Source organism: Roseovarius sp. JB2-10 (assembly GCF_055693585.1).
Genome location: NZ_CM146337.1, coordinates 1,001,194 through 1,022,809, shown reverse-complemented (window position 1 = coordinate 1,022,809; position 21,616 = coordinate 1,001,194). Strand labels below are relative to the sequence as shown.

The following is a 21,616-nucleotide window of genomic DNA, read 5'->3' as shown; positions in this document are numbered from 1 at the left end:
GGTGTGTCAGCGAAGTATTTGTCTTAACCTTCGCGTGGTCGACGTTGATGTAATGGGCGTGCGGCACGGGCTGTATTCGGTCTTTTGGCCATAACAGGCTCGTCTATCAACGCGTCTGATTTGTTGCGATTTTCAGCCATTAGCCGGACATTGGTTTCTTTAACAACCGCCTCGGCGGTTTGATAGCGCCCCATCAAAGCCCCTGCCAACAACCACGTGATCGGCGATATCGTCGCATTGGGGATCAAATCGACCATGGCACCAACCAGCACAACCGCGATCCCGGATGTGGCGTGCGTCAATTGCAATCGCCTTCGGTTCACCGCCAACATAACAATCCCGGACATCAGCAGGCCGAATTGCGCGATGTAGCCGAACCAACCATGGACACCAACGATAATGATCCAAAATCCATCGGTCGCCGTGTTATCGACACCCTTTTCGTTTGCAACGCGGTTTCGGCCCCACGATCCCCACCCGGTCATTGGTTTTTTGTTCGCGTGCGCCAACAGCTCATCTTCGTTGTCAAATCGGTACTGAATGGAGTGCGCGCGCGCCGGGTCAATCTTTGCGGTCGCGTTGGCAATCGCCGTGGTGGGTATCCAATCCGCACCACGCAGCATCGGGTAGAACAGGATGACACCCGAAATGATGGCCGCCACAAACAGTTGCATTCCAACACCGAAAACAAACAAAAGCGGCAGCAAAAGTACGGCAATGATCAAGGCACCCAACGATTTGCACAGGACCAAGATCAACAGCAAATAAAGCGAAACAAAAAGCCACTTGGACGCATTGCCCGATTTCAATTGATCTCGCCAAATTGCCATAGCGGCCATCGTTGCCATGGCAAAGACGATGGCGAGCCACAATCCGTGGTTCATAAACACCATGGGTCTGAAACCACCGCCACGCACGTTTTGGGCCCAAACGTGATTGGAAAATCCATAAATCTGCTTGTTCAACGTGGGGCTCATACGGAGTTCCCACAGCGCAAGCAGGCTGTATGCCAGGCTCGCAATAACAAGGATCTTGAGAATGGTCAGATGGGCCTCGGGTGTCGACAGGTAGCGACGCGCCAGCAAGAAGGGCAGGATCACGGTCATCAATTCGAAATTGATCGTGAACATGTCGTAGATTCTCAAGCCCTGCAGAATACGCAGGCCCTGAACCAGCGGACGACCGTTGTCTAATACGGTGAACAGTGTTGTGACGAACAAGGTCGAAACCAGACCCCAAAACAACAGCTTTCCGCGACGCACAACAAACTTGTCCGGACCTCCAGATGGAGGTGCAATACCTCGGACCAGCGCATGTTTGACTTTGTTTTGTTGGGAAATCGCGAAGGCCACGCAAATGATCGCTACTGAGACATTTGCCACCAGATGTTTGTCGACTGACGGCACCAGCGGAAGATCAAATCCGACGATTTGGGGTAAGAGCAGATATCCGGCAACAACCGACCACACCAACGCTTCCTGCAACGGCATCCGTTTGAACAGGTAGAGCGTGACCAATGGCCAGCTGTATAAAACCAGCTCAGCGAACATAGAAAACCATTCCCGGACAAAATCTTTACTGGAAAAAGGACATATCCGTTTTCGAGACGAATCGAAACCTATTGGGGCAATTTTCACTCTATCTTTGCTGATTTACAACGGAGAGCCCCCACAATTTAGGTCATTCCAACCTATTGTTTCCTTTGGGGGTTCAACGCTTTAAGAAGGCGCTTGGAAAAATCGACCGTGCCGTGCATCCAGTGCGTGCCTTTCGCCATTGGCCACAAAGAATCGGAAAACCTGGTGACACCCCCTTCAAAAGCCACCGTTGTTGTCTCGGTCATCAACTACAAGACCGCGGACCTGACGCTGCAATGCGCGCAGTCCGTTTTGGATGCGTTGGATGACATTGATGGCCACGTGGTGATCGTTGACAATAAATCCGATGATGGATCAGTCGAAAAAATTGGCAACTGGATTCAGGAAAAGAACCAAGCACATCGTGTACATTTAGTGATCTCACCCACCAATTCCGGATTCTCAGGCGGGCACAATCAGGGCATCGGCGCGATGCAGGCACAGTATTATCTCGTGTTAAATTCTGATGCGGTCGTACAGCCGGATTTTTTCAAAGAAATACTGGAATGCGCTGAAACAGAGACTGAATTTGGCTTTTTCGCCCCTCGCATAGATTACGATGACGGCGGTCAGCAAATCAGCTGTTTTCGTTTTCCGTCGCCCGCGAGCGAAGTTATCCGCGGCGCAGAAAGTAACCCCGTCACGCGGCTCTTGGCAAAATATCGCGTAGCGATGGAAATGCCGCCGGTTGCGGATCAGATCGATTGGGCCAGCTTTGCCTGCATTTTGCTGCGTGCAGAAATGATTGAGGAGGTAGGACCGATGGATGAAGGCTATTTCCTCTATTTTGAAGATGTCGAATATTGCTGGCGGGCGCGCCAAGCCGGGTGGCGCATTCGGTACACCCCCGAGGCGCGCGCCATCCATTTTCGCGGCGGCAGTGGTCCGGTCAAATCCCTGGCCAAGGCAAAAAAACGTTTGCCTGCTTACTATTACGCATCTCGGACGCGGATTTTGTACCAGATGTACGGCACAGGCGGATTATTGCTTGCCAACCTGAGCTGGCTTGTCGGCCGTACAATTGCCGCAATGCGTGTGCTAGCTGGTAAAACCATACCCGCCAGCAACCAACAGGAATACCGCGATATCTGGACTAACGTGTTTTCACCGCTTGGCGACAGCCATCAACCAAAGAATTAAAGAATGGCCCTCCCGGACTTCATTATTGTCGGCGCCATGAAGTGTGGCACAAGCACATTGGCTGCACAGCTTGGGGCACAACCCGGGGTGTTCATGACCACGCCCAAAGAGCCAAACTTTTTCTCGGATGACGATGTTTTTGCCAATGGTAGAGACTGGTATGTGGCACTGTTCGACGATGCGTCACCGGACGATATCAAAGGTGAGGCAAGCACGCATTACACCAAATTGCCTGTCCACCCTGATGCCTTGAGCCGCATGCGAGACATGTTGGATACGCCCAAGATCATCTATCTGATCCGCGACCCGATCGCCCGCGCAGTATCGCATTACATCCACGAATGGACGATGGGTGTTATGTCGGGCAACGTAGAAGAGGCTTTTGCAAAACATCCGGAGCTGGTCAGTTACGGATCTTATGCCACGCAGATTGGACCGTATATCGATGCTTATGGCGCGGAAAATACGCTGGTGATTAGCCTGGAAGCGATGAAATCCGATCCTCAACGTGTTTTGGAACAGGTTTGTTCGTTTTTGGGATACCGACAACAACCCGTGTGGACAGAAGATTTGGCACAAATGAATGCCTCAGCCGAACGCATTCGGCGGTTTCCTTTGCATTGGCTGGTGTTTGGCAATCCTGTTGCCACGGCCTTGAGAAAAACAATTGTACCGCAATCAATTCGGACCCGTCTGAAGAAAAAACGGCAGATGCAGGACCGTCCGGAGTTGTCCGCAACGCTCCGTGAGAAATTACAAGAAACCTACCGCGATGATTTCCGTCAACTGATGGCATTGTTGCCGGGCCGCGATGATCTCCGCGTCAGCTATCCGTTTCTGACGCATGACTGAAAGGGCTCACATAGGGGCGGTCATCATTGGCCGAAACGAAGGCGAAAGGCTTGTGCGCTGCCTAGCGTCCGTGTGTGCTCAAGTGCCACATGTCGTTTATGTGGACTCAGGTTCCACCGATAATAGCATCGAAGAGGCCCGTGCCGCCGGGGCGGATGTGGTTGAGTTGGACATGACCAAACCTTTCACAGCAGCGCGTGCTCGAAATGCGGGGCTGGCGGCTCTCACATCGACTTATCCGATTGAATTCGTTCAATTCATCGACGGTGACTGCGAGTTGCAGGACGGCTGGATCAACACAGCTCTCGAATTTCTGCTAACCCATTCAGATGCTGCCGTGGCCTTCGGTCGCAGACGGGAAATCAACCCTGAAGATTCCGCATACAATCGGTTTTGCGACTGGGAATGGGACACGCCCGTCGGCATGACCAAGGCCTGCGGGGGCGATTCACTGATGCGGATCGCAGCATTGAAAGACGTCGAAGGGTTTGACCCGGAATTGATCGCAGGCGAAGAGCCCGAGCTGTGCGTGAGGTTGCGGGCATGGCGTTGGCAAATCTGGCGATTGGATCACGAAATGACGCTGCACGATGCGGCGATCAACAGTTTCACGCAATGGTGGAAACGCACGCACCGTTCTGGCCACGCCTTTGCCGAAGGGGCCGCCATTCATGGATTGCCGCCGGAACGCCATTGGGTGCGCGAAACCCGAAAAGCTTTGACTTGGGGCTTGTTTTTGCCGCTGTTTATCTTGGTGGCGTATTGGCTGTTTTCGTCCAAAGCGCTGTTTCTTCTGTTGCTCTACCCACTACAGGTAATCCGCCTTGCCGTGCGTGAAGGCGGCGATTTGACCGCATGGGAACGCGGGTTTTTCCTGGTGATTGGAAAGTTTGCCGAAATGACCGGAGTGATGGAATACTGGCTGCGCCGTGTTTTGGGGCGCCGCAGAGGCTTGATCGAGTACAAATAATACCCCGCGCCCTACCGCGCCGCGGCCTCTTGCAAAAGCGTTTCGTGATGCGTGCCATGGACGGCCTCAAGACACTCATCATAGTTCTCAATTACGTCTGATACGGATGAGCGGATAATTTTGACCATGCGTTCTTCGGTCTGCACCGGCGGAACACCCAAAAACTGAAACAGCTCCGTCATTGCAGCTTGGCGTTTTTCGGGGTCCAAAAACAGATCGTCATAGCGAATTACGTGTTTGCGGTTTGCCGGCAAACGACCCAGCATCGCATCAAGGTCAGCGTTTTCAGTCTCAATATCGCTAAGCAGGTTTGCAATCTGGTCCGGCGCGATGCGAAGTGTCTTGCGTTTCTGATCGGTTGCGCTGGTCGTTTTTATGACACCGGTCGCGCCCAGCATAGCATTCGAAATCATTCGGTCGACAACATCGTCTCGCTTCAGGCCAATCACTTTCAAATCAGCGTGTTTATCAAGGTAGTCGGACAGGCCAAACCGCATGAAATTGAGTGAAAAGTCCTTGATGCCAAAGGTCTTGATATCGCGCATTGGTTTGGAGGAACCACGTTTGCCGGTCACGTTTTTTCGCAGAGACCGGATACCGTTCACCGTCCGCAAAAATGATCCCGAGTACAAAACCCAATCCAGAAACGCCTCGTCCCCGCGCGGGATGAAAGGGAGTTTCTTTTGAAGCTTACGTATGAGGTTCCACTCGCCCAGAACTTCGCCAAAATTCAAAACGGCTGGATTTTGGTTAAGCATATCACAGAGCGTGTTACTGCCGCTGCGACCCAGGGTCAGGATAACATGACGCTCCATAGCCTTACCGCCCCCGTGTCCAATCTGAGCCTGAGCGGCGCAATCTTACCGCAACATGCACCAGAGCATATACAAAGAAAGAAATCGGCCGTTTGAGCAACAGGCCAATCAAGTCCTTCCGACGCACAGATGCTTTGGCCTCATTGTCAACAATCTCGGGGTAAAGCTGGTGGATTTCACGTACACCCGCATCCTGCCTGCGCCGCACGCGCACCAAATTTCCAAAGCCTTCGACCATCGGCCAATGGTACCTTGCGGGTACTTCGATCCTTTCGTCGGGCGCGAATTGCAGCCGCACAAAAGTATCGTCGGAAATGATATCAGGAAACTCGGCCCAACGCGCACGACCGGCGCGATTAACGGAAAAAAGCCCGGCGCCAACGGCCCCACCGCGCACAAACGGCAAACATACCCAGAACTTGGCATAGCGCCGCGTAAACCAGGTTTTGGCTGGCGCCACCTTGAGCTGTCCGGTGGCATAAATCGGTCGATCCGTGTTTAGTACCCCGCGCAATTGAGCCAGCAAATCACGATCACACCGAACGTCAGCATCCAGAAAAATCAGGGCAAAACCGGTCGCTTTCTGGTCGGCAGCATTCAGGGCGTTGACCTTCCCTGGCTCCGGGACCTCAATGATGTTCAGGTGCCAGCCGCGCGCGGCAAAATCTTCCTGACAGGCGCTTGCCACGTCAACGGTGCGGTCCGTACAGGCATTCGCCGCCAGTATCACTTCTACCGGTCCGGCATCTGCAGACTGCTCCAAAAGCGCGTTCAAACATGCGCCGATATAGGCTTCTTCGTTTCGGGCGGCGATGATCACGCTCATCAGGGCGGCTTTGCGCCCCGCATCGTTTTCTGTTGCCGCTTCACCTGTCATAGTCTTGCCTGTCTTGGCCCAAAATCTTTACAGCGTCGGTGCAAAAACCTTTGCTGTGTTGACCGTTACCTGCTTCGGGGGGCGTTTGTCGATGACCAAGGGGCTTTGGCATGGAATGCATGAAACCTGTTGGTCTTGCGTCACAACCTGACGCCCAATACGGCAACATCCCATGAATATGGATGGACAAAATCGCCGTTGGACGGCACGAGAGGGCGCAAACACATGCTTTTCCGCAATCGGGCCACATTACTGACAAGAGAGATCGGCACATACGCGACATGATCAAAGTGGGCATCATCGGAACCGGTTTCGTTGCCGATTTGTATTTACGGTCCTTTGCGTTGGGCACCGAATTCGAATTGGTGGGCGCATATGACCGACGCGCAGACCGGCTGTCGCAATTTTGCGGGTTCTGGGAGTTGCAGGAGTTTGCTTCGCAAGACGCGTTGCTGTCCGCAATTGGCCCCGGGGGTGTTCTCCTGAACCTGACCAACCCCTCTTCTCATTTTGAGGTTGGGAAGGCCGGACTTGAGGCTGGCTGTCACGTTTACACGGAAAAACCTTTGGCCATGACGGTCAAGGATGCCCAATCGCTATGCGAAATGGCGCGTGAACGTGACCTGATGTTGGCCTCTGCCCCCTGTAGTTTTCTCAGCGAAGCGGCACAGACCGTCGGGGCGGCAGTGCGTGAAAAAGTGGCAGGCAAAGTGCGCGTGATCTATGCCGAACTGGATGATGGCTTCATCCCACAGGCGCGGTATGCCGATTGGATCAGCGAAAGCGGCGCGCCCTGGCCTGCGGGTGATGAATTTGAGGTGGGCTGCACACTCGAACATGCGGGCTACTACCTCACATGGTTGATTTCGATCTTTGGTTCTGTGCGCACCGTGGTGGCAGCGTCTTCCCGACAGGTGGCAGATTTATTGCCAGTGGATGATCCGGCGCCGGATTTTTCCGTCGCCACGCTCTTTTTTGAATCCGGCGTTGTTGCACGTTTGACCTGCACCATTATTGGTCCGCATAACCATTCCCTTCGTATCATCGGGGATCGCGGCATTATTGAGCTGGACGAAGCATGGAACAACAGCGCCAAGGTACGGTTTCGCAAACGCTTTAATCTGCGTCGCCGCCTGATGGAATCGCCAATTTCCAAGCGTTTGAAGCTGGGCAAGCAGACCCATCCGAAGGTCGGCAGATGGGGCTCTGCCTCGATGAATTTCGCGCTTGGCGTGACCGAGATGGTCGAGGCCATTCGCGAGGGACGCGCCTCGCGCATGTCGATTGATTTGGCACTGCACCTGACGGAGGTTACCTTGGCGATCCAAGGCTCTGGCGAGCAAAGCGGCGCACAACAAATGACGACACGATGTGACCCGCTGGAACCAATGCCGTGGGCTCAAAAACTGGGATGAAGGCGTGATGGCAAATCAAATCCGATTGGGCATCGTTGGTACGGGTCGCATGGCGGCACGCATGATGCAGGCTTTGGCGACTGTACCCGACTTTTCAGTACAGGCCGTGGCGTCTGGCAGTGCCGAACGCGCGGCGGCCTTTGCAAAAGCGTTCGGCATTCCCGAAACGCACGCGGCCGCACAAGGCCTTTGTAATAGCGATGCCGTGGACGCCGTTTACATCTGTGGCCGCTCAGGCGCGCATCTGGCAGGTGGAATGGCGGCAATTGAGGCTGGAAAACCGGTTTTGGTGGAAAAGCCGCTGGCAACCACAGTGGCGGATGCAACCACGCTGGTCGAAGCAGCACGTCAGCGAAACAGCCTATTGATGGAAAATCTTTGGTGTCTGGCTTTGCCTTCTTATCGACGCCTGTCTGAAGGGCTCAACAGCCAGAGTTACGGCAAACCGGTTCAGCTCCAATTCTCCTTTGGCTATCCGGTCACGCCAGAGGGGTATCCATCGCTATTCGATCCCAAAGATGGTGGCGCACTGTTGGATCGTGGCGTCTATGGCGTATCCCTTGCCATTCATCTTCTTGGTCCGGTTCATTTGGTGCAATGCACATCTCAGCTCGATCAAAACGGCGTTGATCTCACATCTGATCTGATGCTTGAGCATTATTCCGGGTCTACGTCCCAGATTACGGTGTCGCTGAATGCCCTGATGTCCAATACGGCAGCGCTGTCCTGTACCCACGGGTTCATGCAATTGGGTGCTCCGGTTGTCGGATCAGAATCGTTTCTGAGCCAGCAAATGACGCCTGAAGGATCCAGTGACACACTAGATATCATTCAAGTGCCATCAAGCGGCCTCAAGGATCGCTTAAAATCGAACGCTGTTTTACGCCGGATTAAACGTTTGAAAGATGCGTCTGCCGCGCAATTCATACCCCATGGCACTGACCAATATGCCCCGATGCTGAACCATTTCCGCGATCTGATCCGCGCTGACCGCACGGAAAGCACGCTCGCTACACTGGATCTGACCCTGAACACCCAAGACGTGTTGGACCAGGCACGCCAACAGATCAAAGGGATCTGACGCAATGCGCATTGGCTATTTGATGAATGCCTATCCAATGACCAGCACCACGTTTATTCGTCGCGAAATTCACGCGATCGAAGAGCAGGGTGTCGAAGTCATGCGTTACGCGATCCGGCCTTGGTCGGAAGAGCTGGTCGATGATCAGGACAAGGCTGAGAAAGAGATCACCTTTTACCTGTTGGTCGGTCGGCTGGGCGGTTTGCTGTCGGACTTTGCCAAGGAATGTGTGACAAATCCTGCTGGTATGGCGCGCGCCCTCTCCACATGGGCGCGGCTTTGGCGCAATGCGGGCCGGGGATTTGTCCCACATGTGGCGTATCTGTTGGAATCCGTCTCATTGAAACGCCGCGCCGTTCGGGACGGTATAAGCCATCTGCATACGCATTTTTCTACCAACTCTGCGGCAGTTGCGATGCTATCCAAACGGCTGGGTGGGCCCGGCTATAGTTTCACGGCCCACGGGCCGGATGAATTTGTCGATTGGGGGCGTTCTTCGCTGGGCCTGAAAGTGGCAGAAGCACGGTTTGCCATAGCCATTTCCAATTTCTGCCGGGTGCAATTGGCACGTGCGTCGGGCATGGACTATTGGGACAGGCTGCACATTGTTGGTTGCGGCATTGACGTAGATGAGTTTGCGCCAAGCAACGCCCCTTTCGATGCAAACGCACCCTTTGTTTCCGTCGGCCGTTTATGCCCACAAAAGGCCCAAACCCTCGTGGTTGAAGCTGTCGCGCAGGTCGCACAGACACATCCTGATGTCCGTGTGACGCTGATCGGGGATGGAGAGAGCCGGGCCGATGTTGAGGCGGCAATCGCCCGTCATGGCATCGCAGAAAACATCACGTTGCTTGGATGGTGCGACAACAAACAGGTCCGCGCTGAACTCGGGCGTGCCCGTGCATTGCTGCTGCCCAGCTTCGCCGAAGGGTTGCCCGTGGTGATCATGGAGGCACTGGCTTTGGGCCGGCCTGCCATATCGACCTATATCGCCGGCATCCCGGAATTGGTGGATGAAGATTGCGGTTGGATCATTCCCGCCGGGTCGGTTGGCGACATTGCGAATGCCATGAAAGCCGCGATGGCTGATACACCCGCGGCGCTAAAGGCCAAGGGTTTGGAAGGGCGGGAACGGGTCAAAGAACGACATAACATTCGCAAGAACGCGACCGCCCTGTTGGATCTGATCAAAGACAATGTTTGAAAAAATCACTGCGCTTGGCAGGACGCCTGACCGCTCAGGATTGGCGCAAGAAATTCTGCAATCGCCTCGGCGACAACGCCATGCCCATCTGCACTCAGATGTGTGTAGTCGCCCGGCACATAAAGCGGCAACGATAACGGGCCATTTTCCGCCCGCGCCTGTCGCAGAGCATCAGCCACCGGGACGTAAGCCACGCCCAATTGCTGTGTGAGCCGGATAACATGGTCTTCGGCATTATAGGTCAGTCGGTGTTTGGGCACGAATTTCAGGTTGTCCAAACGGTTGCTGCCGAGCGTAAACCGGGGCGGCAAAAACCCCACGACAAGACAGCTGCCATTGCTTTGTGTGTGATCCCGCAAGGAGGTCATGCCCTCCGCGAAATCTTCCCACATCTGTTCAAACTGGTCGGCGGGAAGGTCTGCCTGTTGCCAGCCAAATGGGATAAGCGGACTCAGAGGACGAACGGGATCAACCCGATGCCCCACAAGTCCAACTGCAAACTTGCCGTAGTCGATACCGATTGAGATGGCTTTCCAAAGCGCGGATGCTTGCAGCGCTTCTACCGCGCGTCGTTTCATTCCCTTGTTGTCTTTCCGGGCATTGTGGCGACGCGCGCGTTCGCGTGGGTCTTTGATGTCATCGCCACGACGGAAATTCGCGAAGCTGATCATGTTTCCGGTCACCAGAATGACGACCGCTTCTGGCGGGTTGGGTTTGCTCCATATCTGGTCGAAACCATAGGCCAGTTGGCGAGGTTCATTGCCGGGAATACCTGCATTGACGGCGGTTTGGTTCGGCCCAAGAAGCGCGTTCAATTGCAGTGGCCAGGTTTCCTGCGCGCCGACGCCGGTTCCAAAGGTTGTCGAATCTCCCATGCCCAAAACGGTTAATTGTTCCGGACGTTCATCGCCGCGCTTTGCAACACGCAAGGAAGTTTCAGAGAGGTAAATCGGGTGACCCCCTGTGATCTTGCCCGCATACACCTGACCCGCCAAATCAGGGGCTACAAAACGGATCAACATCTCGAGGCACAAGGCCGCGCCCAAAATACCGATCAGAAGCCATTTTTCACGCGCGATCAGGGATGCGACATTTTTAAACATCAGATCCTCCGGCCATGGTTTTGGACGTTCAAGCGCAACATGCGGGCATCCTCAGAACTGAAAATAAATGAACTCGACACGTTCGACCCCCCGATAAATCAATGGGAAGATCGCACAGACCAGCAAGGCAACGATCAGTGCCGCGCGGGGCGACTTTCCGATGGCGTCAATCCACTTGGCCCGCAGTTTCGTGAGCTCTACAGCGATCAAAAGGAACATCACCGCAACCGGCCAGACGACGGAAAACTCGTACCCCGGTTCCAGGGTGGCGATGCGGCTCAGCACGGTCATCGCATGGTCCATATCGACCGCCCGGAAAAAGACCCACGAAATACAGACCAGATGGAATGTGATGAACCATTGCAGCAATCGGATGCTCAGATGCTGGCTGATCTTGTTGGATATTCCCAAAACGCGTTCGATGATGAGCAAACCGCCGTGGAAAGTGCCCCAGACGATCCAGTTCAAGCCGGCACCGTGCCACAGACCCCCCAGCACCATCGTGATCATCAGGTTGAAATAGGTGCGGCTTGGGCCCTTCTTATTACCCCCCAGCGAAATGTAGAGGTAATCGCGCAGCCATGTGGAAAGCGAAATATGCCATCGACGCCAGAACTCACCGATCGAACACGAGAGATAGGGTGAATCGAAGTTCTTCGGCAGCTTGACGCCCAAAAGAAGCGCGCTGCCAATGGCGATGTCAGTGTAGCCGGAGAAATCGAAGTAAATTTGAGCCGCGAATGCATAGGTCGCTGTCAGCAAGGCCAGCCCGGACATCAGCTCAGCGCTGGCGTAGGCCTCATTCACGATAGGCGCCATGGAATCCGCAAAGAACACTTTTTTGACCAAACCCCAGGTGACCAGCGCAATGCCGGCGCGCAACAGGGCGGGCTCCAGCGTATGTGCCTTGTGAATTTGAGGCACAAGGACATCTGCCCGAATGATCGGGCCTGCGACAAGCTGCGGAAAGAAAGACACGTAAAGTGCCACATCTATCGGATCATGGAAGGCTTTGTTTTTCCCGCGATAGACGTCGATCGTGTAGCTCATGGTTTGGAATGTGTAAAAACTGATGCCCAGCGGCAGCACCAAGTCCAGCACTGGCCACGGTCGGGCACCAACCAAGTCCGCCGCCGAATTGCTGAAAAAGTCGGCGTATTTGAACAGCGCCAGGATGCCGAGATTGAAACCTATGGAAGCGATCAGAGCGACGCGCCTGCGCCAAGCGTTTGGATGATCGGGCGGGATAGCGGAAATCACACGTGCCGCGAAATAGTCGACAAAGGTCGAAGCCACCAGCAGAAGCGAAAGTTCGACATCCCAGAACCAGTAAAAGACGTAGCTGCAAAACAACAGGAAGTGACGCCGGATCGCCATTGGAATCGAGTAATGAACGAAAACGACCGTGATCAGAAAAACCAGAAACTCGGTAGAATTAAACAGCAAGAGAGTACGCTCCGGGGCGGTATCGCATAATTGCGCAGTTAAGCCATCGGCAAAGTGTGTTGTCCAGAACGGGGTTTCATCAATTGTCTTTTCACACAAACCGTTGCCAATGGGTTTGCTATTGAATGTGTATTTCTACGGCTCTAACGGGCAGGTCCATGGCTACTTGTTTTTCGTATGTGATGCAGTAGTGTCTGCCGCCATGAGGCCGTGACCCACATCTTTGATTATCCTCACCCGAGCAGGCCGAAATCATGAGCAAACTGTCAGGCAAAAGCGTGTTGATCGTCGCGCCAAACGCGTCCGCAAAAATGGGCGGAGAAGCGTTTTTACCGCTCAAGTATTTTCAGATTCTCAAGCAGCGCGGCGAAGCGGTCAGCCTGATTGCACATTCACGCAATCGCACGGAATTATCTGAATTGCTGCACGCCTATACCGATGACATTCATTACATTGAAGACAGCGTTTATCACCGCGCCGCGTGGCACGTCGGAAAAGTTCTGCCAGATGCGATACGGGTGCCTTTGATCGGCAACATCGTGAACCAGATCAACGAGACCTACCAGAAACGTCTGATCAAAAAGCTGCTCGATGATGGCAAGGCGGATTTGATCCATCAGCCCATTCCTGTCTCACCACGGGCGCCATCGCGTATTTATGGTTTGGGTGTACCAGTCATCATCGGCCCGATGAACGGAAACATGAATTACCCCGAAGGGTACGAGGATTATGAAAGCCGAATATCCCGGCTGTTTATCCCGGTGGGTCGGCTTTTGGCCAAAATGGTAAACGTTCTTATTCCTGGCAAGCGGCGCGCGGATATCTTGCTGGTGGCAAACGAGCGGACACGCGAGGGGCTTCCGATTAGTGATCTAAGTCGCGTGATGACCTTGGTGGAAAACGGCGTGGATCTTTCCATCTGGAACCCACCTGAAATGGCCAAGCCGGAACTTGCCGCGCCCGGCACACTCAAACTGGTTTTCATGGGCCGTTTGATCCCTCTTAAAGCGTTAGATTTCTCGCTGCGTGCAATAAGCCTTGTCCGCGACGAAGGTCTGGACGTTAGCATCGACATACTGGGTGACGGTCCTGAGCGACCGGGGCTTGAAGCATTGGTCAAAGAACTGGGCCTTTCTGACCATGTGCGCTTTCATGGATTTCGCACCCAGGATGAATGTGCCGATGTCCTGACCGCAGCGGACGCGTTGATATTAAATTCGCTCCGAGAATGCGGCGGTGCTGTTGTGTTGGAGGCGATGAGCTTGGGTAAGCCAGTTATTGCCGGTGATTGGGGTGGGCCTGCAGACTATATCGATGCAAGTTGTGGTATCTTGGTGCACCCGGTTCCCAGGGCCACTTTTGGCCAACGGCTGGGTCAGGCAATTTCCGACTTGGCCAATGACCCAGAAAGAAGGTATAGTATGGGTGTGGCGGGGATACACAAGATAAAGTGTGAATTTGACTGGGAAAAGAAGGCAGACAGGATACTTGAAATCTACCAGAACACTCTGGAAGAACGCCTTTGAGGCCGTCAGCCGGTCTTTTCGGCGCGCATATCCGCTACATTTCCCAACAGTCCCACCCAGAACAATTGTCCAAACCTGCCCTTTTTTGGCCAGCTTTCGCTGCTCTTTAGTGATTCCCGTTCTGCTCACGTCGGGCACAAAAAAGGCTGATTGTTAAAAATGTCTGCAAATATCGAAAGCAAGAGAGTTCCGGATCACCTTGTCGGTACCCGTCAGGGCCTGTTTCACCTGTTGCTTCGCGCGGAGATTTTGCCCGCAGATGATCCAATGGCACGGGCCGAGTTGCCGCGTGCCGGACGGTATGGCGACGTTTTGCTGCAAAGCTACAAATCACAATCGACGCCGGTGTTTCCGAAATCGGATCAACAAAGGCTTTCAGACTTTTTGTTGGAAGACGAATTCGACTTTGGCCGTTAATTGAATTCGAGCGAGCACCTGAAAAATCTTACAACCTCAAGTAACAAGTTCGTTTATTAGTCCCAAAATCGGCAGGAAACCCCCACGCTTCGCGAGGTTTTAAGCACGAAAGTGCCCACTTCAGACGAAACGTTTGATGGCAATTGTTCCAAAATCCGCAATCGACTTAACGTCCGCTCAGTAAGCGAAGTGGTCGTAATCCACTCATCGAGGAAGCGGCAGTTTTCCCTTTTGGCAGACGTCGCGGATCGATTCCGAATGATCATCGGGTCGGTCAACCCATTGTGCTGCGCGAGTGATGTTTTCGAGGGTCACGTTGACCTAACCCATATCTACGTAACTTGTTTAAAATGTTCCCCTTTTTTGTAACCGAGCATCAATGGCTGCGGCCTTATCTTGCCGCGTGAGAGCCACAAAATAGTCCAGAAGGTAAACCAAAAATTAACCGGGATGGGCGCGAAAGAAGGAGCGGTCTGCAATGAGAGACCTCGAAAATGAGGTGTTCAATTTGTTTTTACCGAGTCAAACCTCTGGCTCATGGTCTAGTTTGTTTCCAACTGTCTGGTCAGTGCAGTACCACTTTCTGACCCAGCTTGCCAAAAAGAAGAAAGCCGAAAAGGCTGCTTCTGAAGACCATGGGTCTATGGCCCATGATGATTCTCCAACCATGGCTGGGTTGATGGCTGAATACCATCTTCTTCCCAACAAAACGAAATCTCTCAATCGTGTTGATTTCGATGCCGAGCCGGTTGTTGAGGATACAGTTTCCAGCGTGGATAATTACCGCACGCGCGACGCCTTCTGGGACGGCGGCGCGATCAACTATTTTGCCGCGCGCTATAAGGGTCTTTTGAACGTTGAAGAGGGCGGTGAATATACTCTGTTTCTGACGTCGGATGACATCGCTGCGCTTTACATCGACGGTGAGCGGGTCATCAACAACAGAAAACTCGGCGGTCATGCGCTCCGTGAAGGTGAGAACAAGATTGACCTGAGCGCGGGCAGCCACACCATCGAAATACGCTATGTGGAAAACCGTGGCAGTCAGACATTGCGGTTGGAATGGCAGGGGCCTGATTCCAATGACGCCCGGACTACGATTAGTGGCGATAGCTTGTCGCATCACCACACGGCTCAACACGGCGAAGAAAATGACGACAATGGCCACATGGGCCATGACACCAACGATACTGATGGCTCGACCGCGGACGATGGCGGTGATGATCACGGCCATATGGGCGACAGCGATCACAACCATGACGACGATATGCACAATGATGGTCATGACGCTGACGGTCACATGAATGACGACGCTCACGACAGCCATGGTGATGATGACATGCATGGCGACGGTCATGATGAAGGCGGATCCATGAGTGGCGATGGCCACAGCGGTCATGATGATGGTGGTCAAAATGATGACGGCCAAATGCACGATGACGGGCATGGTGGTCACGACGATGACGCATCGGATGATGGCAGCGGACATCACAATCATGGGTCGGATGACACACCGCCCATTCCATTGCCTACCTCGCCAGATGAAGTGGAAGCCTATGTTGCCGCCGTAAAGGCCGAACAAGACATGGATGCTCATATGAATGATGAGCAGCGCGCAACGGAACATGGGCAACTGCTCGAACTCGTTCCGCGTTCCGAGGCGACACATATTGCAATTGGAAATGGCGACTGGTTCGATCCTGACACCTGGTACAATGGCGAAATTCCGGATGAGGGCGCGCAGGTTTTGATCCCGCGTGGCGTATCGGTCCAATATGATGGTGAAAGTGACGCGTCGCTCTTCACGGTCAGAGTGGACGGTGAATTGTCCTTTGCCACGGATACAGACACCAAAATCCTGGTTGATACGATGGTTGTATCACCCAGTGGTCGTTTGGAAATCGGAACGGAAGAGAACCCGATAGAAGACGGTGTGAACGCACAGATCATTATCGCTGATAACGGTGATATTGATGTGGGCTGGGATCCATCTTTGTTGTCACGTGGTGTCATTTCGCATGGCGAGGTCGAAATCCACGGCGGCGAAAAGAGTGCTTATCTCAAAGTTGATGACGCACCCATGGCCGGTGACACCGAAATCAAGCTGGCTGAGATTCCGGACAACTGGTCTGTTGGTGACACAATTGTCCTGACGGGCACCCATAAAATGGGCTGGTTTTACAACCGCGAAACCAAAAGAAAAGAGCATGGCGGGACGCAGGACGAAGAGGTCAAAATCGTATCGATTGATGGTGACACGATCACAATTGATCGCCCGCTTGAATATGACCACGATGTCCCGCGCGAAGACCTAGCGGCTTATGTTGCCAACACGTCTCGGAATATCACCTTCTCCAGCGAGAATGGCGACCAGACCGAAGTACATCACCGTGGGCACATCATGTTCATGCACAACGATGATGTCGATGTGCGCTATGCCGCCTTTGATGATCTGGGCCGGACCGACAAATCGAACCCGGCATTCCACGGCAGCTCGCTTGATCCGGGGTCTATTGAGGCGGATACAAACGTTCAAGGCCGGTATTCCGTGCATTTCCATCGCACGGGTACCGAGGATCAAGATAACCCCGCCATCGCCTTGGGTAACGCGGTTAGCGGATCGGCCGGTTGGGGCTTCGTGCACCACTCCAGCCATGCCAACCTGATTCAGAATGTTGCCTTTGACGTGTTTGGCGCATCTTTCGTTGCGGAAGATGGCGATGAAACAGGCGTCTGGTGGCAAAACCTCGCAATCAAAACCGAGGGTATCGGATACGGCCACGCCAAAACCAAATCCGGCGCAGATGTGAAGCGCGATGATGCTGGTCGAACTGGTGATGGTTTCTTCTTTGCTGGCCGTTTGGTCGAAACAGGCGAAAACATCGCGGCCAACACCACGCACGGTTATGTTTGGAACACCCGAACCTCTAACGTCAAATCCGACGTGGACCACACTGACCATCCCGAGGCTTTCTACGGCCGCGAAGACCTCCGCGGTTCCCAATACGCACCCATTCAGGGGTTTGGCGACAACGAAGCCTTTGGAACGCAAGTTGGGCTGATCGTTGTGAAACGTGGAATTGAGCAGAACCATGATGTTCGGTCCGTCATTGATGGTTTCCTGAACTGGGAGACATCAAACGGGATCCAGCTGACCTACACCTCACACTACACGCTGAAGGATATCGACCTGATCGGCACCAACAGCGAAGTGCCGCTGTCAAACGCGAAAACTGGGTTTGATTTTGGTCCCAAGACGTTCGATTTGGTTGTGAACGGATTGACCGTCGAAAATTTCCAGACTGGCGTCGATCTCGATCAGCTGATCGTTGAGGCGTGGAAAGGTGACGATATCGATCATATCCTGATCGACGCGGACGTTCAGGGCAATGATGTCGACATCAAGGGTTTTGACCCCAAACGTCACACGATACTGACAGCCGATGATTTGGTTGCTGACCGTCTGGAATTCGATCCCACCGGCGACACGACCATCAGCCTTCATGAACATCTGTCGTTTGACGGTATCAAAACCGACTCAATCGGTGACCGGGATCGTCAATTCTATTCGGATGTTCAGGATATCAAGTTCAACAAAAACATCCTGCCCTTGCTGCAACGCGATGGGTACTACGAAACTGAGGATGGGACCAACATCATGCTGCTCGAAGATCTGGTTGCGGATCGGGCAACAGGTGAGTTGTTGCGCTTTTCTCAGATCATCACACTGGACATCAGCGATAAGAAGCTGGAGCAGCTCGGCGTCACGTCCAATGGCTTGATTGACCTGGATAGTAAAGCACCTGATGTCGAAGATGATCAGGTGTCCACCGACAATGATTCCAGCATCATCATTGATGTTCTGGCCAATGACTTCGACCCCGAGGGCGAAGCGCTGGAAGTTGGCGGATTCACAAATCCGTTCAAGGGTGAGTTGAACCTGCTTGAGGATGGAACGTTCTCATACACGGCCCATAAGGATTATGTCGGGACGGACACGTTTGATTATTGGGCAACGGACGGACAAGGGCAGTATACCCGCGCCACCGTGACGGTTGATGTGTTCGATATCATCTGAGCCTGAACGACACAGATAGCAATGCAAGCATTGGTGCGCCGCCTTGATCGGGCGGCGCATTTCTTTTTCAGGCCTTCGGTTTTGAATGGCTGCTTTTACTTGACGAGGTCTGACGCTCTGTCCCGCATTCTGGACCTTAGGCGTTGGTTGATTTTTCCTAGACCAATGTACCGCGTCAGCTTTTCCAGGAAGTATGTTGCAAACCCAAAATTCTGAATGCCCGTTTGCCAAATCAGCACGCGATTTTTCAGCGTCATCCAGAGGCGTTCGGGGGTAGAGGGGTGACGACCTGAACCAGCAAGCTCGTAGCCCAAAACCTGCATCAGATGTCCAGCTTTACCTTCGACCAACGCTATTTCATCATCACTCGATTTCCGGCGCCACTGCTCAACAAGGGACACGTCTGGCGGGCTGTACGTGCTGTTTTCGTGATACTTCAACATGCCTGGATCGAAATCGACCCCCAGAAACGCACAGACCTTTCGCAACTCACTTTCAATCTGCCGAAACAGGTCTTCGTACTTCACCGTTAGCACCCGATTCTGATCAAGCTCATCGCCCATCATATGCCATTCATTTTCCGTGTATATCCAATGGTTCACGCCATGAAAAAGCGTCCCCGCCCAACCCATACCGATTGAAGAGCGCGCGACATCGCGCGGGTCACGCAGCATGTGGATCACACCGGCATCTGGTAGAACCTGGGTTGCCCGAGCAATATTGCGGTGGATATTCAATGTCAGAATGCCACCACCGCGCTGTTCGTATTGCCCGATAAATTCCTCCAGAAGATCCAGCCCGTCTGTTTCCTCGGGAATTACCAAACCAGATGACTTGAAGACCCGGTTTTCTCGAAGACCCGCAATGTCGTAGCGCCATCCGGACGGGTGGGTTGTATCACGCTTCAGAAAGTCAAAAAGGAAGTCGACTTCACCAGGATTGTCGATCGCAGGATGGCCGTCCAGCATCAATCGAAAGACGGTTGTGCCTGACCGCAACGCGCCAAACACCAAAGTGACCTGACGCGGTGACTCACCTCTTTGCGTACCCATCGTGCGCGCTGCTCCAGACGATCTGTCGTACCGATGCCGGTTTTAGAGCCCCGGAACGAACCTTGATGTCTTGGTCAGTACACCCTGCAGGGTTTCTTGCAACCGAATTTCTGCATCTTCCATCGACTCGCCGCGCTGCATTGCCGTGGTCAAACGGATGATCGCACTATCGTTGCGGCCATTGGTGAGCTTGCCCATCATAAGCTGAAGTTTTGCGGTGAACATGGATGCCGTACGTTCACCCTGCTGTTCGTACCAGTAATACACCAGCTGGCGGTTCACGCCCTTCTGAATGATGGCGCGGTTCATCGTGAATGTTTCACCGAAACCTGCAGGTGGTGTGGTTTCGATCTGCTCGAGCTGGGCAATTTCCCATCCCGCACCGGGCAGGCAAACTTCCGGAGAATGGACGCCGCCGCGATCCTGGTTTTCGTACCACGCGACAAAGAGCTCGACATGCTCAGAAACGCCGGGCTTCTGCATGTCGACCATGAGGTAGTCATTTGCGCCTAATACGCGTTCGATTTCCGGATCGAGCAGGGACTGCCGGCCGGTTGACCAATCGTTCACTTCCGATGGGAACAACGCAAGCGGGTCGCGGTTGATCTGTACCGCATCGCGCTGTGGCACCGAATTCCAGGCGACAGCCATTACCGAAACAAGAACGGCCGCCGTGATCATTGATTTGGACGGACGCACCAAAAGAATGCGTTTCGCTTGAGTGCCCAAACCGTCAGTATCCAAATCAAGCGCTTCGATCAGGCTCACGCGTTCACGGCGAAACTTCACCAGGACCCATGCTAAGGCGAACAGGATCAGGATACAGCTGACAAAAATCACCCAGCCTTCGAAGAAATGCGAGAAGCCTTCCAAGTGGCTAAGGCCGTAGTTGTTGACGATAACACCAGCAATCGCGATGCGGACGGAATTCATGAAAACCGTGATCGGAGCTGCGGCGATCAACAGGATTGCCTTATGCCATGTCGATCCTTTGTAGAGCACCGCAAAGATGTACGAGAAGCTGAGGATCGGGAACAGGTACCGCAGACCTGAACACGCTTCCGCAACTTGCAGTTTGTAAACACCTAGATCGATGATGTTCCCTTCGAGGAACACTGGAACACGCAGCAATTGCAGGAAGTAGACACCAAGTTCGGACGAGATGCCTTGCAGATAAGTCGAGACGCCGTAATAGAGCGCGCCGGGCAACGGCAACATATAGATCAGGTGTACGACAGGCGGCCAGAAATGTTTGCCCGTTTTCCATCCGAAGCTAATCAGCAGGATCGCACCGACCCAAAGGATCAATGCATAGGCCACGATGTCTCGAATTTCGATCATGTTGCCCGCGGCGCCCAGCGCAACGGCAATGATCAGCAACACAACACCGGGCCAGCGGTCATTGACCGGGCCATCGTTGACGGGGACAGTTTTAAGCTGGCGCAGGAAAAGCAACCCAGACAACAATGGGATCAACGGCCCATGGCTGTATTCAGGTAGCTGCCATGCCTTGAGAAGCTCCGCGATTCCATCCCAGTAGAAAACTGTTGCCGCGATTGTGGCAATCGTCAGCCAGAAAAGTCCTTTGTGAAAGAACCCTTTGGATGTTTCTGCGGAAGGAATGTGATGACTGGTAAGGCTCATAATCGTCTCGGCCCCTAACTAGGTTACAAACAGGTTTGGCCTACGTTTTCAAAAACTTCTTTGGTCAAATAGGCATGCGCTAAGCGCGAACGATACTTGTTTTTGTGAATATTTTCCATGGTAATTTCGCCGCATCAGAGCCTATCACGCGCGTGTGATCTAGCAGTGAGTAGGCCACTGTCAGGGTGTAACCTTTCGAAATATTAAAAAATGTTTAAAATCATTGTGTTAAGCTGTTTCACCGTCGCAAGAAGTGAGATGGCGTACGATAGGCACAATTGTAACGGATTTGGAAAAGCTGTGGTTCGCTTCCGATTTTGGCTGGTTTTCTGGCAGCACAGAACAAAATCCAGCCCAAA

Annotated in this window: 16 protein-coding genes; 9 read left to right on the top strand and 7 right to left on the bottom strand. The window is 53.4% G+C overall.

Going from position 1 to position 21,616, the window contains the following annotated elements; translation table 11 throughout:
- Positions 1-23: 23 nt before the first annotated feature.
- Entirely contained in the window at positions 24-1,550 is a 1,527-nt protein-coding gene (locus ACZ1HJ_RS05095) for a hypothetical protein (RefSeq protein ID WP_472721247.1), read from the bottom strand.
- 252 nt (positions 1,551-1,802) lie between these two features.
- On the opposite strand from ACZ1HJ_RS05095, the gene ACZ1HJ_RS05090 reads away from it, so the two are divergent.
- Genes ACZ1HJ_RS05090 through ACZ1HJ_RS05080 form a run of 3 tightly spaced genes read left to right on the top strand, consistent with a single transcriptional unit; the run spans position 1,803 to position 4,599 of the window.
- Entirely contained in the window at positions 1,803-2,777 is a 975-nt protein-coding gene (locus ACZ1HJ_RS05090; RefSeq protein ID WP_472721246.1) for a glycosyltransferase family 2 protein, read from the top strand.
- Between the two features lie 3 nt (positions 2,778-2,780).
- On the top strand, positions 2,781-3,629 hold the full coding sequence (locus ACZ1HJ_RS05085; protein WP_472721245.1) for a sulfotransferase domain-containing protein: 849 nt from the start codon (positions 2,781-2,783) through the stop codon (positions 3,627-3,629).
- Positions 3,622-4,599: a glycosyltransferase family 2 protein gene (locus tag ACZ1HJ_RS05080; RefSeq protein ID WP_472721244.1), complete on the top strand. Its 978-nt coding sequence runs from the start codon at positions 3,622-3,624 to the stop codon at positions 4,597-4,599. Before ACZ1HJ_RS05085 ends, ACZ1HJ_RS05080 begins: the two co-directional genes overlap by 8 nt.
- An 11-nt stretch (positions 4,600-4,610) precedes the next feature.
- Here ACZ1HJ_RS05080 and ACZ1HJ_RS05075 read toward each other — a convergent pair whose 3' ends face one another.
- Positions 4,611-5,414 (bottom strand): hypothetical protein, encoded by an 804-nt coding sequence (locus ACZ1HJ_RS05075; protein ID WP_472721243.1) that lies wholly within the window; start codon positions 5,412-5,414, stop codon positions 4,611-4,613.
- Between the two features lie 4 nt (positions 5,415-5,418).
- Positions 5,419-6,291 (bottom strand): glycosyltransferase family 2 protein, encoded by an 873-nt coding sequence (locus ACZ1HJ_RS05070; RefSeq protein ID WP_472721242.1) that lies wholly within the window; start codon positions 6,289-6,291, stop codon positions 5,419-5,421.
- Positions 6,292-6,473: 182 nt separating this feature from the next.
- Here ACZ1HJ_RS05070 and ACZ1HJ_RS05065 point away from each other — a divergent pair, with 182 nt between their 5' ends.
- The 3 genes from ACZ1HJ_RS05065 to ACZ1HJ_RS05055 are packed head-to-tail and all read left to right on the top strand — an operon-like array spanning position 6,474 to position 9,991.
- The gene (locus ACZ1HJ_RS05065; RefSeq protein WP_472721241.1) at positions 6,474-7,706 is read left to right on the top strand and encodes a Gfo/Idh/MocA family protein; all 1,233 of its coding nucleotides are present in this window, start codon (positions 6,474-6,476) and stop codon (positions 7,704-7,706) included.
- 7 nt (positions 7,707-7,713) lie between these two features.
- Complete coding sequence (locus ACZ1HJ_RS05060; protein WP_472721240.1) at positions 7,714-8,787, top strand: Gfo/Idh/MocA family protein; 1,074 nt, start codon at positions 7,714-7,716, stop codon at positions 8,785-8,787.
- 4 nt (positions 8,788-8,791) lie between these two features.
- Positions 8,792-9,991 carry a glycosyltransferase family 4 protein gene (locus ACZ1HJ_RS05055; protein WP_472721239.1) on the top strand — a complete coding sequence of 400 codons (1,200 nt, stop codon included), beginning with the start codon at positions 8,792-8,794 and terminating at the stop codon, positions 9,989-9,991.
- A gap of 5 nt (positions 9,992-9,996) precedes the next feature.
- On the opposite strand, the gene ACZ1HJ_RS05050 is transcribed toward ACZ1HJ_RS05055, so the two are convergent.
- Together ACZ1HJ_RS05050 and ACZ1HJ_RS05045 are read right to left on the bottom strand one after the other, a co-directional pair.
- The gene (locus ACZ1HJ_RS05050) at positions 9,997-11,094 is read right to left on the bottom strand and encodes an SGNH/GDSL hydrolase family protein (RefSeq protein ID WP_472721238.1); all 1,098 of its coding nucleotides are present in this window, start codon (positions 11,092-11,094) and stop codon (positions 9,997-9,999) included.
- Between the two features lie 51 nt (positions 11,095-11,145).
- Positions 11,146-12,540, bottom strand: a complete 1,395-nt coding sequence (locus tag ACZ1HJ_RS05045; RefSeq protein ID WP_472721237.1) for an MBOAT family O-acyltransferase — start codon at positions 12,538-12,540, stop codon at positions 11,146-11,148.
- A 254-nt stretch (positions 12,541-12,794) separates the two neighbouring features.
- Between ACZ1HJ_RS05045 and ACZ1HJ_RS05040 the strand changes: the two genes are divergently transcribed.
- From ACZ1HJ_RS05040 to ACZ1HJ_RS05030, 3 genes are all read left to right on the top strand, one after another.
- Positions 12,795-14,066 carry a glycosyltransferase family 4 protein gene (locus ACZ1HJ_RS05040; protein ID WP_472721236.1) on the top strand — a complete coding sequence of 424 codons (1,272 nt, stop codon included), beginning with the start codon at positions 12,795-12,797 and terminating at the stop codon, positions 14,064-14,066.
- 159 nt (positions 14,067-14,225) lie between these two features.
- Positions 14,226-14,483, top strand: a complete 258-nt coding sequence (locus tag ACZ1HJ_RS05035) for a hypothetical protein (RefSeq protein ID WP_472721235.1) — start codon at positions 14,226-14,228, stop codon at positions 14,481-14,483.
- Positions 14,484-15,126: 643 nt separating this feature from the next.
- Complete coding sequence (locus tag ACZ1HJ_RS05030; protein WP_472721234.1) at positions 15,127-18,561, top strand: G8 domain-containing protein; 3,435 nt, start codon at positions 15,127-15,129, stop codon at positions 18,559-18,561.
- A 95-nt stretch (positions 18,562-18,656) separates the two neighbouring features.
- Here the strand turns inward: ACZ1HJ_RS05030 and ACZ1HJ_RS05025 are convergent, their stop codons facing one another.
- Positions 18,657-19,613, bottom strand: coding sequence for a sulfotransferase family protein (locus tag ACZ1HJ_RS05025; RefSeq protein ID WP_472721233.1), 957 nt, complete (start codon positions 19,611-19,613; stop codon positions 18,657-18,659).
- 42 nt (positions 19,614-19,655) lie between these two features.
- Positions 19,656-21,257: a VPLPA-CTERM-specific exosortase XrtD gene (gene xrtD / locus ACZ1HJ_RS05020; RefSeq protein ID WP_472721232.1), complete on the bottom strand. Its 1,602-nt coding sequence runs from the start codon at positions 21,255-21,257 to the stop codon at positions 19,656-19,658.
- Positions 21,258-21,616 lie beyond the last annotated feature (359 nt).